At 67.1% G+C, this 12,810-nt stretch carries 14 protein-coding genes and 1 pseudogene; 8 read left to right on the forward strand and 7 right to left on the reverse strand.

Annotation, left to right across the window (positions count from 1 at the left end; translation table 11 throughout):
- Positions 1-29: 29 nt before the first annotated feature.
- Positions 30-401: a metalloregulator ArsR/SmtB family transcription factor gene (locus tag QJR12_RS08965; RefSeq protein ID WP_300580916.1), complete on the reverse strand. Its 372-nt coding sequence runs from the start codon at positions 399-401 to the stop codon at positions 30-32.
- Positions 402-757: 356 nt separating this feature from the next.
- Here QJR12_RS08965 and QJR12_RS08970 point away from each other — a divergent pair, with 356 nt between their 5' ends.
- The 5 genes from QJR12_RS08970 to htpG all read left to right on the forward strand — a co-directional run bounded on the left by QJR12_RS08970 (position 758) and on the right by htpG (position 5,317).
- Entirely contained in the window at positions 758-940 is a 183-nt protein-coding gene (locus tag QJR12_RS08970) for a hypothetical protein (RefSeq protein WP_300580919.1), read from the forward strand.
- A 105-nt stretch (positions 941-1,045) separates the two neighbouring features.
- Positions 1,046-1,783 carry a 4-hydroxy-tetrahydrodipicolinate reductase gene (dapB, locus tag QJR12_RS08975; RefSeq protein ID WP_300580922.1) on the forward strand — a complete coding sequence of 246 codons (738 nt, stop codon included), beginning with the start codon at positions 1,046-1,048 and terminating at the stop codon, positions 1,781-1,783.
- Positions 1,784-1,835: 52 nt separating this feature from the next.
- Positions 1,836-2,291 carry a flavodoxin gene (locus QJR12_RS08980; protein WP_300580924.1) on the forward strand — a complete coding sequence of 152 codons (456 nt, stop codon included), beginning with the start codon at positions 1,836-1,838 and terminating at the stop codon, positions 2,289-2,291.
- Positions 2,292-2,382: 91 nt separating this feature from the next.
- The gene (locus QJR12_RS08985) at positions 2,383-3,153 is read left to right on the forward strand and encodes an SDR family oxidoreductase (RefSeq protein WP_300580927.1); all 771 of its coding nucleotides are present in this window, start codon (positions 2,383-2,385) and stop codon (positions 3,151-3,153) included.
- A gap of 193 nt (positions 3,154-3,346) precedes the next feature.
- Entirely contained in the window at positions 3,347-5,317 is a 1,971-nt protein-coding gene (gene htpG, locus QJR12_RS08990) for a molecular chaperone HtpG (protein ID WP_300580929.1), read from the forward strand.
- A 76-nt stretch (positions 5,318-5,393) separates the two neighbouring features.
- Here htpG and QJR12_RS08995 read toward each other — a convergent pair whose 3' ends face one another.
- Entirely contained in the window at positions 5,394-6,134 is a 741-nt protein-coding gene (locus tag QJR12_RS08995) for a dienelactone hydrolase family protein (protein ID WP_300580931.1), read from the reverse strand.
- A 211-nt stretch (positions 6,135-6,345) separates the two neighbouring features.
- Here QJR12_RS08995 and QJR12_RS09000 point away from each other — a divergent pair, with 211 nt between their 5' ends.
- The 3 genes from QJR12_RS09000 to QJR12_RS09010 are packed head-to-tail and all read left to right on the forward strand — an operon-like array spanning position 6,346 to position 8,836.
- A complete protein-coding gene (locus QJR12_RS09000; RefSeq protein WP_300580933.1) occupies positions 6,346-7,146 on the forward strand; it encodes a thymidylate synthase in 801 nt (266 codons plus the stop codon).
- On the forward strand, positions 7,143-7,628 hold the full coding sequence (locus QJR12_RS09005; RefSeq protein WP_300580935.1) for a dihydrofolate reductase: 486 nt from the start codon (positions 7,143-7,145) through the stop codon (positions 7,626-7,628). The genes QJR12_RS09000 and QJR12_RS09005 overlap by 4 nt, the downstream gene beginning before the upstream one ends.
- Positions 7,625-8,836 (forward strand): crosslink repair DNA glycosylase YcaQ family protein, encoded by a 1,212-nt coding sequence (locus tag QJR12_RS09010; protein ID WP_300580937.1) that lies wholly within the window; start codon positions 7,625-7,627, stop codon positions 8,834-8,836. Before QJR12_RS09005 ends, QJR12_RS09010 begins: the two co-directional genes overlap by 4 nt.
- 69 nt (positions 8,837-8,905) lie before the next feature.
- Here the strand turns inward: QJR12_RS09010 and QJR12_RS09015 are convergent, their stop codons facing one another.
- The 5 genes and pseudogenes from QJR12_RS09015 to QJR12_RS09035 all read right to left on the reverse strand — a co-directional run bounded on the left by QJR12_RS09015 (position 8,906) and on the right by QJR12_RS09035 (position 12,794).
- Positions 8,906-9,391 carry an LppA family lipoprotein gene (locus QJR12_RS09015; RefSeq protein ID WP_300580940.1) on the reverse strand — a complete coding sequence of 162 codons (486 nt, stop codon included), beginning with the start codon at positions 9,389-9,391 and terminating at the stop codon, positions 8,906-8,908.
- 95 nt (positions 9,392-9,486) lie between these two features.
- Positions 9,487-10,023, reverse strand: a pseudogene (locus tag QJR12_RS09020) (alpha/beta hydrolase); the annotation flags it as partial.
- Positions 10,024-10,106: 83 nt separating this feature from the next.
- Positions 10,107-10,577: an LppA family lipoprotein gene (locus QJR12_RS09025; RefSeq protein WP_300580943.1), complete on the reverse strand. Its 471-nt coding sequence runs from the start codon at positions 10,575-10,577 to the stop codon at positions 10,107-10,109.
- A gap of 88 nt (positions 10,578-10,665) precedes the next feature.
- Entirely contained in the window at positions 10,666-12,471 is a 1,806-nt protein-coding gene (locus QJR12_RS09030) for an alpha/beta hydrolase (RefSeq protein ID WP_300580945.1), read from the reverse strand.
- Entirely contained in the window at positions 12,468-12,794 is a 327-nt protein-coding gene (locus QJR12_RS09035; protein ID WP_300581275.1) for a WXG100 family type VII secretion target, read from the reverse strand. Before QJR12_RS09035 ends, QJR12_RS09030 begins: the two co-directional genes overlap by 4 nt.
- Positions 12,795-12,810 lie beyond the last annotated feature (16 nt).

Consider the following 12,810-nt stretch of genomic DNA (forward strand, 5'->3'; position numbering starts at 1 on the left):
ACCGCCTTTCGTGTCGCGCCCGACGCTGATCACCTGCCGACCCCGGTTGGGCTCTCGGCATCCAGCAGATCTGAAAGTTGTTGCAGTGCTTCAGGGACGATCCGGTAATACACCCAGGAGCCGCGCCGTTCGCTCGCCAGCAGCCCCGCCGACTTAAGCACCTTCAAGTGGTGGGACACGGTGGGCTGGCTCACGGCAATGCCGGCCGAGAGCTCGCACACACAAACCTCCCCGCCACGGCGGCTGGCCACGACACTGAACAGCCGCAGCCGCACCGGATCCGACAACGCCTTGAGCTTTCCGGCCAGCTCATTAGCCGCGACAGGGGACAGCGGTTCACTCATCTCGGGCGCCAATTCGCAGTCCAAGGTCTCGATCGGGGTGGTTCGTGGTTTCGACATATGTCGATATTGACAGCTATCGAATCAATAGCCACCAACACCGGGTGAACAAGACGTGAACGATACCTGCCGTCTACCGGCCGGGCCGGGTAATGCACCGTTTTCGTGCCGTTTACCGCGCGAGTTTAAATTCCGTGGCCTGTAGATATTTTCGGTGCAGTCCGCTGAGGGCGGGAACGGCACATGTCACCGGAATACGGTGTAGGGCCGAAAGTTTGGCGTGGGCGGCGATGGGCGGGATATGTGATGGCGAAGGCCGAACGCTGCCAGTCGATTATGCCGTGGTCGGCGGGGAACTTTTGCCGGCGGGGAGCGACTAACTCAGCAGCGCACCCCTTACATGGCAGGAGATACCAATGGCGATCAACTACGGGTTCGGCGATGTCGACGCAACCGGTGCCGCCCTGATCCGGGACCGGGCCGCGGTCAGCTACCGGGGTGCCCTGGGCAACGTGTGTGCCGCCGGCGACTTTTGGGTCAGCGCTGTGCTGTCGGTGCTGGCAATGGTGGTACTGGCGGTCGTCATCTGGGCGTTATGAGTGTGGGCCTGACCGCAAATCACCCGACCCTCTCACCGAGTGGGCTGCGCACACCCGAGCCGGCGGACCGGCTGCGCGCAGAGCCCTCGGGCTAGGGTTGACGCTATGCGGGTAGCAGTGCTGGGAGCTAAAGGCAGGGTCGGCTCCACCATGGTGCGCGCCGTGCGGGCCGCCGACGACCTGACACTCTGCGCCGAGGTCGATGCCGGTGATCCGCTGAGCCTGCTGATCGACGGGCGGACCGAGGTCGTCATCGACTTCACCCACCCCGACGTCGTGATGGACAACCTGAAGTTCGTGATCGACAACGGGATTCACGCGGTGGTCGGGACCACCGGCTTCACCGGCGAGCGGTTGCGGCACGTGCGCTCCTGGCTGGCCGCCAAACCCGGCGTCGCCGTGCTGATCGCACCCAACTTCGCGATCGGGGCGGTGTTGTCCATGCATTTCGCCAAGCAGGCCGCGCCATTCTACGATTCGGCGGAGATCATCGAGCTGCACCACCCGGACAAGGTTGACGCCCCGTCGGGCACCGCCGTGCGCACCGCCACCCTCATCGCCGAGGCGCGAAAAGACTTGCCGCCCAACCCCGATGCCACCAGCACCGGCCTGCCCGGCGCCCGCGGCGCCGACGTCGGCGGAATCCCGGTGCACGCCGTCCGATTGGCGGGGCTGCTCGCCCACCAGGAGGTGCTCTTCGGCACCGCAGGGGAGACCCTGACCATCCGCCACGACAGCCTGGATCGCGCCGCATTTGTGCCCGGCGTCCTGATGGCGGTGCGCCGCATCAAGGAACGTCCGGGACTGACGGTCGGGCTGGAGCCCCTGCTTAACCTGGGATGACCGGGCCGAAACCCGCAAACGGCGCGCCGCCACGACGACTCCCGGGGAGCACATGAGCAAAACCTTGCTGGTGGTCCACCACACTCCGTCGCCCACCACGCGCGAGCTGCTCGAAGCCGTGCTGGCCGGCGCCAACGACCCCGAAATCGAAGGCGTCGACGTGGTGGTCCGCCCGGCGCTGGCCGCGACGGTCTCCGACATGCTGGGCGCCGACGGCTACCTCTTCGGCACGACCGCCAACCTCGGTTACATGTCCGGCGCGCTCAAGCACTTCTTCGACATCGTCTACTACCCGAGCCTGGACTACGTGGCGGGTCGGCCCTACGGTCTGTGGGTGCACGGCAACAACGACACCGTGGGGGCGGCCGCGGCGGTGCACAAGGTCGCCACCGGGTTGTCGCTGACCAAAGCCGCCGACCCGCTCGAGGTGGTCGGCGAGCTCAACGCGGCGATTCGCGGGCGGGCCTACGAACTGGGCGGGACGCTGGCCGCGACGTTGATGTCGTGACGACGGCGGGTCCGCAACACCCACCGCGAGTTATCCGCCGCGAGGTCCCCGCCGCACCCGCGCACCCCGCAACCAGCAGGAAGGGGAATCTATGACCGCTGTGGACTTGGCCGGACGTACCGCGATCGTCACCGGTGCGTCGCGGGGCATCGGGCTGGCGATCGCGCGTGAGCTTGCGCAGGCCGGCGCCAACGTGGTGCTCACCTCCCGCACCCGGGAGAACGCCGAGGCGGCGGCGGCGCAGGTCGGCGGAAACGCGCTCGGCGTCGCCGCCCACGCGGCCGATGAGGGCGCCGCGCAGCGCTGCATCGATCTCACCCTGGAGCGTTTCGGCAGCGTGGACATCCTGGTCAACAACGCGGGTACCAATCCCGCGTTCGGTCCGCTGATCGAGCAGGACCATGCCCGCTTCGCCAAGATCTTCGACGTCAACCTGTGGGCCCCGCTGCTGTGGGTTTCGCTGGCGGTCAAGGGGTGGATGGGTGAGCATGGCGGGGCGGTGGTCAACATCGCCTCCATCGGCGGCATGCAGGTCGCGCCGAACCTCGGGCTGTATAACACCACGAAGGCCGCGCTCATCCACGTCACCAAGCAGCTGGCGCTGGAGCTGTCCCCCCGGGTGCGGGTCAACGCGATCTGCCCGGGGGTCGTGCGCACCAGGCTCGCCGAGGCGCTGTGGAAGGGCTACGAGCGGGAGCTGTCGGCGTCCACGGCGCTGGGGCGCATCGGCGAGCCGGCGGATGTGGCGGCCGCGGTCGGCTTCCTGGTCTCCGACGCGGCCGGCTGGATCACCGGCGAGATCATGGTCGTCGATGGCGGGCAGCTGCTCGGTGATGCGCGGTCTTTCCGGCCTCCGGCCTGAACGACGGGTGCATGGCCGGCGCCGGGTGCTTCCCGGTGATCGGTTCCGGGCGGCCGCGCCCGAGCGCTGCCGGGCGCGGTGTCCTCGGCGCGCCTGCGGGTGCTGACCGCTGCTGGGGGTGCCGGTCGCGGGGGCGCCGGGATTGCGCTGGGGATAATGTCTGCGGAGTCGGACACGGAGGTAACGCACTCAGATGACTGCACACGTGGAAGAGTTGGAGTTTCAGGCGGAGGCGCGTCAGCTGCTGGACCTGCTGGTCCATTCGGTGTACTCGAACAAGGACGCGTTTTTGCGGGAGTTGATCTCAAACGCTTCCGATGCGCTGGACAAGCTCCGGCTGGAGGCGCTGCGCAACAAGGAGCTGGACGTCGACACCTCCGATCTGCACATCGAGATCGAGACAGACAAGGGGGCGCGCACCCTGACCGTCCGCGACAACGGCATCGGTATGACGCGCGAGGAGGTCGTGGATCTGATCGGCACCCTGGCCAAATCCGGCACCGCCGAGCTGCGTCAAAAGTTGCGTGAGGCCAAGCAGGCGGTCGCCTCCGAGGAGCTGATCGGCCAGTTCGGGATCGGGTTCTACTCGACGTTCATGGTGGCCGACAAGGTCGAGCTGCTCACCCGCAAGGCCGGTGAGAGTGCGGCCACCCGATTTGTGTCCAGCGGTGAGGGCACCTACAGCATCGAGACCGTCGAGGATGCGCCGCAGGGAACGGCGGTGACATTGCACCTTAAACCCGTGGACGTCGAGGACGAGCTGCACGACTACACCGCGGAGTGGAAGATTCGGCAGCTGGTCAAGAAGTACTCCGATTTCATCGCCTGGCCCATCCGGATGCAGGTCGAGCGGCGCAGCCCGGCCTCCGATGAGGGCGAGGAAGACGCCGCGGGCGGCGAAAAGGGCCGGGAGGTGGTCACCCTCGAAACCGAGACCCTCAACTCGATGAAGGCGCTGTGGACCAAGTCCAAAGACGAGGTCACCGACGAGGAGTACAACGAGTTTTACAAGCACATCGCCCGCGCCTGGGACGACCCGCTGGTCGTCATCCCGATGAAGGCCGAGGGCACCTTTGAGTATCAGGCCCTGCTGTTCATCCCGTCGCACGCCCCGTTCGACCTGTATACCCGGGAGGCCAAGGTCGGGGTGCAACTGTATGTCAAGCGGGTGTTCATCATGGGCGACTGCGAGCAGCTGATGCCCCGATACCTGCGTTTCGTCAAGGGGGTCGTCGACGCAGAGGACATGTCGCTCAACGTTTCCCGTGAAATGCTGCAACAGGATCGGCAGGTCACGGCGATTCGCCGACGGCTCACCAAAAAAGTGCTCTCCACGATCAAGGATCTGCAGTCGCAGCGCCCCGAGGACTACCGCACCCTATGGGCCCAGTTCGGCCCGGTGCTCAAAGAGGGCCTGATATCGGACTTCGACAACCAAGACACGCTGCTGCGGATCTGCTCGTTCGCCTCAACCCACAGCGACGAGCAGCTCACCACCCTTGCCGAGTACGTCGAGCGCATGAAAGACGGCCAGCAGCAGATCTTCTACGCCACCGGTCAGTCGCGGGAGCAACTGTTGAACGCGCCGCACCTGGAGGCGTTCAAGGCCAAGGGCTACGAGGTGCTGCTGCTCACCGACGCGGTCGACGAGATCTGGACGGGGTCGGTGAGCGAGTTCGACGGCAAACCGCTGCAGTCGGTGGCCAAGGGCGAGGTGGACCTCGACTCCGAGGAGGAAAAAAAGGCGCACGAGGCCGAGCGTGAGCAACAACAGCAGGAGTTCGCCGACCTGCTGGGCTGGCTGAAGGAGACGTTGAGCGAGCACGTGACCGACGTGCGGTTGTCGGCACGGCTGACCGAGTCCCCGGCGTGCCTGATCACCCCCGTCTTCGGGTTCACCCCGGCGCTGGCGCGCATGTATCGGGCCTCCGGACAACCGGTTCCCGCCAGCAAACGGATACTCGAACTCAACCCGAAGCATCCGCTGGTCGCCGGCCTGCACCAGGCGTACTCAAACCGCCCGGACGGTGGATCGCCGTCCAGGGAGCTGGTCGAAACCGCGGAATTGCTCTACGGCACCGCCCTTCTCGCCGAAGGCGACGTACCCGAGGATCCGGCAAAGTTTGCCGGCCTGCTGGCGAACCGGCTGGCCCGCACCGTGTAGGAGCCGCCCGGGGGTGCGGACGCGGCGCCCGTCCCCGGCCAACCGGGCCGCCTGACCGGCACCGGCGACCGACGGGTCAGCGCGGTAGCGCGGAGCCGAAGAACTCCCGCGTGGCCGCCCAGTGCCGTTCGGCTGCGGCGGCATCGTAGGGCGCGTTGTCGGGCACCGCGAAGCCGTGTGCGGCCGGATAGGTCTCGATGGTGTGGCGCACACCGGCCGCCGTGAGCGCTTTCTCGAGCTGCTCGGCCTGCTCGGGGGTGAACGAGCCGTCGTTCTCCGCCGCCGCCACATAGACCGCGGCCTGGATCCTGTCGGCCAGCAGATGCGGGCTGTCGGGCTTGTCGGTCGCCAGCCCACCGCCGTGGAAAGATGCGGCGGCCGCAACCCGATCCGGAACCCGTCCGGCCACCACCAGCGACGTCCGCCCACCCATGCAGTACCCGGTGGTGCCGAAACGCTCGCCCTTGACCTCGGGGCGGGCCGCCAGGTAGTCGAAGAACGCGGCGGCGTCCCGGGCCATCATGTCCGGCGTGACGCTGGCGATCATCGACATCAGCCGGGCGCGCTCCCCCGGGTCGCGGAACGCGGTGCGCATGTCGAAGGGAGCCCAGTCGCCGTGCCGGTAATAGATATCGGGCAGCAGCACCGCATACCCGAAGCCGGCCAGCTTGGCGGCCATCTGGTAAAAGGTGTCGCGCACGCCGCCGGCGTCGGGGTACATGACCACACCGGGCCACGGGCCCGCACCATCGGGGGTGAACAGGTGCACGGTGCACACGCCGTCGGCGGTGCGGATGCTGTCGGTGATGTGGGGCATGGCTTCTGTTCTACTCCGCGGCGATCGCCGCTGGATTCTTGGGCGTCGACCCGCTGCGCCCGGCTTCGCCGCGCTGGCGATCGCCGCTGGATTCTTGGGCGTCGACCCGCTGCGCCCGGCTTCGCCGCGCTGGCGATCGCCGCTGGATTCTTGGGCGTCGACCCGCTGCGCCCGGCTTCGCCGCGCTGGCGATCGCCGCTAAGCTGGGCGCGTGCCCGTCCCCACGCCCTACGAGGATTTGCTGCGCCTGGTGCTGGAGCGGGGCATACCCAAAGCCGACCGCACCGGCACCGGGGTCCGCAGCCTGTTCGGCAGCCAGTTGCGCTATGACCTCTCGGCCGGTTTTCCGCTGATTACCACGAAGAAGGTGCATGTCAAATCGGTGATCTACGAGCTACTGTGGTTTTTGCGGGGCGATTCCAACATCGGCTGGCTGCATGAGCACGGCGTCACCATCTGGGACGAATGGGCTTCTCCTTCAGGAGATCTCGGTCCGATTTACGGGGTGCAGTGGCGGTCCTGGCCGACGCCGACGGGTGAGCACATCGACCAGATCAGCGCCGCGTTGGAGCTTTTGCGCACCGACCCGGATTCGCGGCGGATCATCGTCTCGGCGTGGAACGTCGGCGAGCTCGCCAACATGGCACTGCCGCCGTGTCACTTGCTCTTCCAGTTCTACGTCGCCGCCGGAAGGTTGAGCTGTCAGCTGTATCAGCGCAGCGCCGACATGTTCCTAGGGGTGCCGTTCAACATCGCCAGCTACGCGCTGCTGACCCACATGATGGCCGCCCAGGCCGGACTCGACGTCGGGGAGTTCATCTGGACCGGCGGCGACTGCCACATCTACGACAACCACGTCGAGCAGGTACGGCTGCAGCTCTCGCGCGAACCGCGGGCCTACCCGCAACTCGTTCTGGCCCATCGTGATTCGATTTTTGACTACACCTACGAGGACATCGTCATCAAAAACTACGATCCGCACCCGCCCATCAAAGCCCCCGTCGCGGTATGAAGGTGGGTTTGATCTGGGCTCAGTCCACCTCGGGTGTCATCGGTCGCGGCGGCGGTATCCCCTGGCGGCTGCCCGAAGACCAGGCCCGCTTCAAAGCGATCACCGTCGGCCATACCGTGGTGATGGGACGGGGCACCTGGGAGTCGCTGCCCGCTAGCGTGCGCCCGCTTCCGGGCCGGCGCAATGTCGTGCTGTCCCGCCGCGCCGACTACGTCGCCGACGGTGCGGACGTGGTGGGAAGCCTGGGCGAGGCGCTGACCGACGAGCAGACTTGGGTGATCGGCGGCGCGCAACTCTTTGCGCTGGCGCTGCCACTGGCGACCCGCTGCGAGGTCACCGAGGTCGACATCGACTTGCCTCCCGAAGAGGGGGACGCGCTGGCCCCGGTTCTCGACGACACCTGGGTGGGCTCCACGGGGGAGTGGCGGGCCAGCAGCAGCGGGCTGCGCTACCGGTTCGTCAGTTACCGGCGCGCCGCGTGAGCCGGCTGACCGCGGCGCAGGCACGCCGGATTGCCGTCGCCGCACAGGGATTCACCCCATCACCACGGCGTGGTCCGGTTACCCGGGCCGATTTGCGCCGACTGATGTCGCGCATCCAGGTACTGCAACTGGATTCGGTGTCGGTGGCGGTGCGCGCCCACTACGCGCCGGTGTTCAGCCGGTTCGGCCCCTACGACCGCGACATCCTCGACCGCGCCGCCTGGGCCCACCGAACCCGTGCACCGCGGCTACTGGTGGAGTACTGGGCACACGAAGCCGCGCTAATGGCCGTCGAGGACTGGCCGCTGCTGCGCTGGCGGATGCGCCAGTACCGGCACGGCCGCTGGGGTGTGCATATCGTGCGAGCCAACCAACGCCTAGCCGACGAGGTCATCGCCGCGGTCACCGAACTGGGACCGTGTAGCGCCGGGCAGATCGAGGCCCACCTGGCTCGCGGGCGCTCCCGCACGAAAGGCGCCTGGTGGAATCGCAGCGACACCAAATGGGTCGCCGAGGCGCTGTTCGCCGCGGGCGTGCTCACCACCGCCACCCGGGTCGGGTTCAGCCGGTACTACGACCTGACCGAGCGTGTGTTGCCCAGAGCGGTGCTCGCCCGCCAGATCGACGACGAACAGGCCGTCCGGGAGCTCACGCTGCGGGCGGCAACCGCGCTGGGGGTGGGCACCGAGGCCGACATCCGCGATTATTTTCGGCTGTCTGCCCGGCAGGCCGGGCCGGCTATCGCCAAGCTGGTCGCCGACGGCGAGTTGGAGCCCGTCGACGTCGATGGCTGGGCCGCGCCGGCGTATCTGCGCACCGGGCAGGCCGTGCCGCGCCGCGACCGCGGAACGGCGCTGGTGTGCCCGTTTGACCCGCTGATCTTCTACCGGCCGCGGGTGCAGCGGCTGTTCGGGTTTCACTACCGCCTGGAGATCTACACCCCGGCGTCCCGGCGTCGGTACGGCTACTACGTCTGGCCGTTTTTGCTCGACGGGCGGCTGGTTGGCCGCGTCGACCTCAAGGCCGATAGGGCGCGAAACGCCCTGCACGTCGTGGGCGCGTTCATCGAACCGGATGAACCGCCCACCCGGGTTGCCGCGGCGTTGACGGCCGAACTGCAGACCATGGCATCCTGGCTGGCGCTGGGCGGCATCACCGTGGGCAGCGTCGGCAACTTGGCGGGCGAACTGCGCGCCGCGCAAGATTGAGCACGCTTCGCCCGCGGGCAACCGCCGGAGAAATGTGCCGTGCCCGTGGCGGGGCCAACGCGCTCGGTGCTAGCCGTGGCGTTGTTTCTGGTCGCGGGGTAGCCGGCAGCCGGTGAAACCAGAGACCACCAGGTTGCCCCGGTAACCGACGCCAATGGATATCCCGGTGGGACCATAGAAGCGGACGTCGTGATCGCCAGGTTTGTCTTGGAACACCTGGACCTCGGTGGCATCCAGTTTGGCGGCCGCCCGTTTGGCGGCCTCCTGAATTTTCGCCCAGTCCTGCTCAGACATTGGCACACGAACAGCGACCGCGTCGGGGGGGAAGTACTCTCGCCCGTCGCTTTGTTCGTAGGGCCGCGCGCAGGTACTGCCTGATCCTTCGTGAGGAGTCTCCCAGGTGATTCCGGGGATGAGTGTGCTGGCGGCCGTTTTGATTTCGTTCATCGCGGCTTGCACCTGGGTTTGGGTGTCCTCCAGGGAGGGCAGGGATTTGAGGACCTCAAGGGCTTTGGCGGCCACCGAGGGCGAGGTGGGTTGATCGGGTCCTGTCACGTGACATCCTGCGGCGGTGAGGGTGGTGGTGAGTAGTAGGGCGGCACCCAGCAATCCGTGGCGTCGCCGGCGCGGGGGAGGGTCAGCGGGTTTCCTCACTGGCCGGTAACCGCCTTATCACCCAGCCCGGCCACCACGGCGGCGATGTTGTCGTTGGTGGTCCGGATCCCCCCGTCGTCGGGAAAGCGGGGGTAGTCGCTGTGGCCGTGGGCGCCCTCCAGCTGCAGGGTGCCGCCGTGGCCGTCGGGCACCGCGGTGGCGCCGGTGGCCAGGCGGGTGAAGGCGGGGTTGGTGGCCGGGTTCGGGCCGAAATGCCCGGCCCCGGAGGCGTCGGCGTCTCCTAAGATGCCTTCGGCGATGGTGTTCAACGGCGGCGGCAAAAACGGGGCCACATCATGGGCGATACGCGGGCCGTCGTAGGTCCACTGGATGGGATCGTCGGGGGTTTCCATGGCGAACACCTGGCCGGGCCGCAGGTGAAGCTGAGCCGGCGTGCTGGCTTCGATGCCCGGTGAGCCGTAAAACAGCGCCCGCGACACCCCGTGATCACCGGGCTGCTGCAACGCTAGCCCGGTGGTGAGCGAGCCGTAGGAGTGACCGATCGCGGTCAGAAAGGCCCGCCCGCCCTGGTGTTCGATTGCGACGAATCGCCTTCTCGCCCAGCTGGGCTGGCGCGGCCACGCTTTCGTAGCGCGCCGACGGTGGCGGGGTGGTGCTACTTTCTGTCGCGGGGTAAGCGACATCCGGTGCTACCCGATATTAACGCCACCTGCTGCGATCCTAATCGGATGGTTGTGCCCGTCTCGTCGAAGAATTCGACATCATGATTGCCGGGGGCATCGCGAAATACCTCGATGCTATTGGCGCCGAGCTTGGCGGCAGCATCGCGAGCGATGTCAAAGACCGACTGCCAATTCTCCTCGGGAATCGGGGTATTCGATACATAGTTCGGCATGAGCACCTCTTGACCGTCAGACTGCTCATAGGGGGGGGAGCAGCCGCCGCGGCTCGGTTCATCGAGCCAGTGCCATGCCAGGGTGGGGGCAATCGCGGAGGCCGCCGTCCCGATCTGTTCGATTGTTGTCTTGAGTTGTGTCTGCGTATCTTCTAGCGATGGCAGCGTATTGAGTGTGGCAGCCGCTTTGCTAGCCGCGTCGGGATCCGTTGGTTTATAAGGGTTTTTCATATGGCATCCTGGTGATGCTAGTGCGATGACCACGATCGTGGTCGATAGGAGGCTGCGGCGGTGGTGGCGGGGTCTTTTCATCTGGTGTTCAGTTTCCGCTGATCGGCTTGAGTCCGGCGATGACCGCTGCAATGTTGTAGCCGCTAGTGCGGGGCTGACCGTTGTCGCCTTGTTGAGGGTATTGGCTGTGCGCGTGCGGCCCGCTCACGCCTTCCAGGGCGCGGCCGTCGGGCACGGTCGTGGGGCCGGTGGCTAGGCGGGTGAAGTTGGGGTTGGTGGCCGGGTTGGAACCGAAGTTGCCGAACTCGGCGTCGGCGTACGACCCGAGAATTGGGATGCCCTGGGCAACGGCGCGGCCGTCGTACACCCTTTGGATGAGATCATCGGGGGCCTCCATGGCATAGACATGGCCGGGTTGCAGGTGCAACTGGGCCGGGGTGGAGGCTTCGATGCCGGGTGAGCCGTAAAACAGCGCCCGCGACACCCCGTGATCACCGGGCTGCTGCAACGCCAGCCCGGTGGTCAGCGAGCCGTAGGAGTGCCCGATCGCGGTCAGATCGGCCCGCCCGCCCTGGTGGGAGGCTTGTATCCCGTCATAGAAGCGGGCCAGGTCATGCGCGCCGGCGCGGGCCAGGGTGTCGTGGCTGACATCCCACCCGCCCCCGAGGGACGTACCGAGGTGATCCCAACCGGGGACCTGCGGCGTGTCGTAACCGATCCACGCGATAGCCGACACGGTTTCGTTTCCACGACCAGCAAGTATGAGCTGCTTACGAGCTTCAACACGAGCGTGCATAGCTTCGTCCGCCATGCCGCCGATGCTGTCGCGCACGGTGGTGTTCAGCCCAGGGGCGGTGACCGACACGTGGGTGGCGGTGTCGGGATCCCCGACGGCGATCGCGGCGTGGACTTGTTTGCCGTTTTGGGTGTCCAGCAGCATCAGCTTGCGATCCGGGCCGGCTTTGAGGGCTTTGTCGACCGCCTGCAGATCGGGCAGGTTTTTCGCGGCGTTTCGGGCGGCGTCGTAGTGGCGCTGCCAGGCCTCATAGGCCAGCCGGTCATCGAAGATCGCACCCGGCTCGTTGGGAGGCGGAATATTTTTGCCCTCCGCCCAGTCGGGGTGCTGGGCTTTGAGCGCGTCGGCTTGCGCGGCGGCGGCCCGGGCGCGCGCCAGCTGGTCATCGAGATTGAGCCGGTTGTAGTGGTCGTAGCCGAGGTGGTCCGGGGGATCGCAGGGCATCCCGGGATGGTTGCCGATGTTGTGGTCTTGGGCGTAGAGCCAGTCTTTTTCTTCCGGGGTCAGCTGATTCCACAGCGCGGTGAACTGCTGCGGATCCTCGGGCAGGGGTTTGGACAGCGCGTCTTGAATCTCGGGACGATTCTCGTGGGGGCCGGCCGGGATGGGGGTGTCACCGTCGGCCATGTTGATCGCGGCCGCCAGGTCCGCGTCGACCGCGTTGGCTTCGGCCAGGATCGCGTTCAGCCGTGGCTGCAGCTCGGCTTGCGCGGCGGCCAGCTGCTTCTCGTCGCCGCGGAAACCCGACCCGGCCACCACCTTGTTGGCCAGCGGATCGACCCACAGACCCATCTCGGCGGCATCAGCGCGCAACCGGCGCAAGTCGGCCTGCACCTTATCGATGCCATCGGCGGCTTTGCCCGCCGCGGCGCCCACGGCCAGCGCCTCGTTGCCATGCGCGTCAAGGTCCTGGCGGATCAGCGCATTGTGGTGTTTGCGGGCCGCAGCGGTTTGGCCCTCCCAGGTGTCAAACACCGCCAGCGAGCTCAGCTGACGCGACACCTCCAAGGTGGCCTGCCCGCGGGCGGTGGCCGCGTGAAACACCGCCCGCACCGCATCCGAGCTCCACCGATCAATATCGGCCACCGTCAGCGTCACGGCGCCTCGACCCGCACCGGCCGTCCCGGGGCGCTGTCGCCGACCGCGCGCAGCCGCTGGGCGTTCTCGCGCTCCATCGCCGCGAAATCGATGGCGTCGTTGTGCAGGTCCAGCGCGTGCGCGCCGACGTTGGTCAAAAGCCGCCGGGAGGTCTGCAACCAAATGTCCATCCGGGCGGCCAGCGCCACCGAGGACGCCCCCACCCAGCCGGACTGCGCGGCCTCGATCGTGTTATCCGACGTGAGATGGGCCGCCGCCAAGTCCTCGCCCTGGCCGCTGACATGCGCCGCCGAGCACGCCAACGCCTCCAGGTCAACCCGCAACTCACCCGCCACCGCC

The sequence above is a fragment of the Mycobacterium sp. genome, from assembly GCF_029961025.1.
Lineage (GTDB): Bacteria > Actinomycetota > Actinomycetes > Mycobacteriales > Mycobacteriaceae > Mycobacterium.

Coding starts and splice junctions, on each gene's coding strand:
- htpG (WP_300580929.1), top strand. CDS start 3,347: ATGACTGCACACGTGGAAGAGTTGGAGTTTCAGGCGGAGGCGCGTCAG.
- QJR12_RS08980 (WP_300580924.1), top strand. CDS start 1,836: ATGAGCAAAACCTTGCTGGTGGTCCACCACACTCCGTCGCCCACCACG.
- dapB (WP_300580922.1), top strand. CDS start 1,046: ATGCGGGTAGCAGTGCTGGGAGCTAAAGGCAGGGTCGGCTCCACCATG.
- QJR12_RS08970 (WP_300580919.1), top strand. CDS start 758: ATGGCGATCAACTACGGGTTCGGCGATGTCGACGCAACCGGTGCCGCC.
- QJR12_RS08965 (WP_300580916.1), bottom strand. CDS start 401: ATGTCGAAACCACGAACCACCCCGATCGAGACCTTGGACTGCGAATTG.
- QJR12_RS08985 (WP_300580927.1), top strand. CDS start 2,383: ATGACCGCTGTGGACTTGGCCGGACGTACCGCGATCGTCACCGGTGCG.
- QJR12_RS08995 (WP_300580931.1), bottom strand. CDS start 6,134: ATGCCCCACATCACCGACAGCATCCGCACCGCCGACGGCGTGTGCACC.
- QJR12_RS09005 (WP_300580935.1), top strand. CDS start 7,143: ATGAAGGTGGGTTTGATCTGGGCTCAGTCCACCTCGGGTGTCATCGGT.
- QJR12_RS09025 (WP_300580943.1), bottom strand. CDS start 10,577: ATGAAAAACCCTTATAAACCAACGGATCCCGACGCGGCTAGCAAAGCG.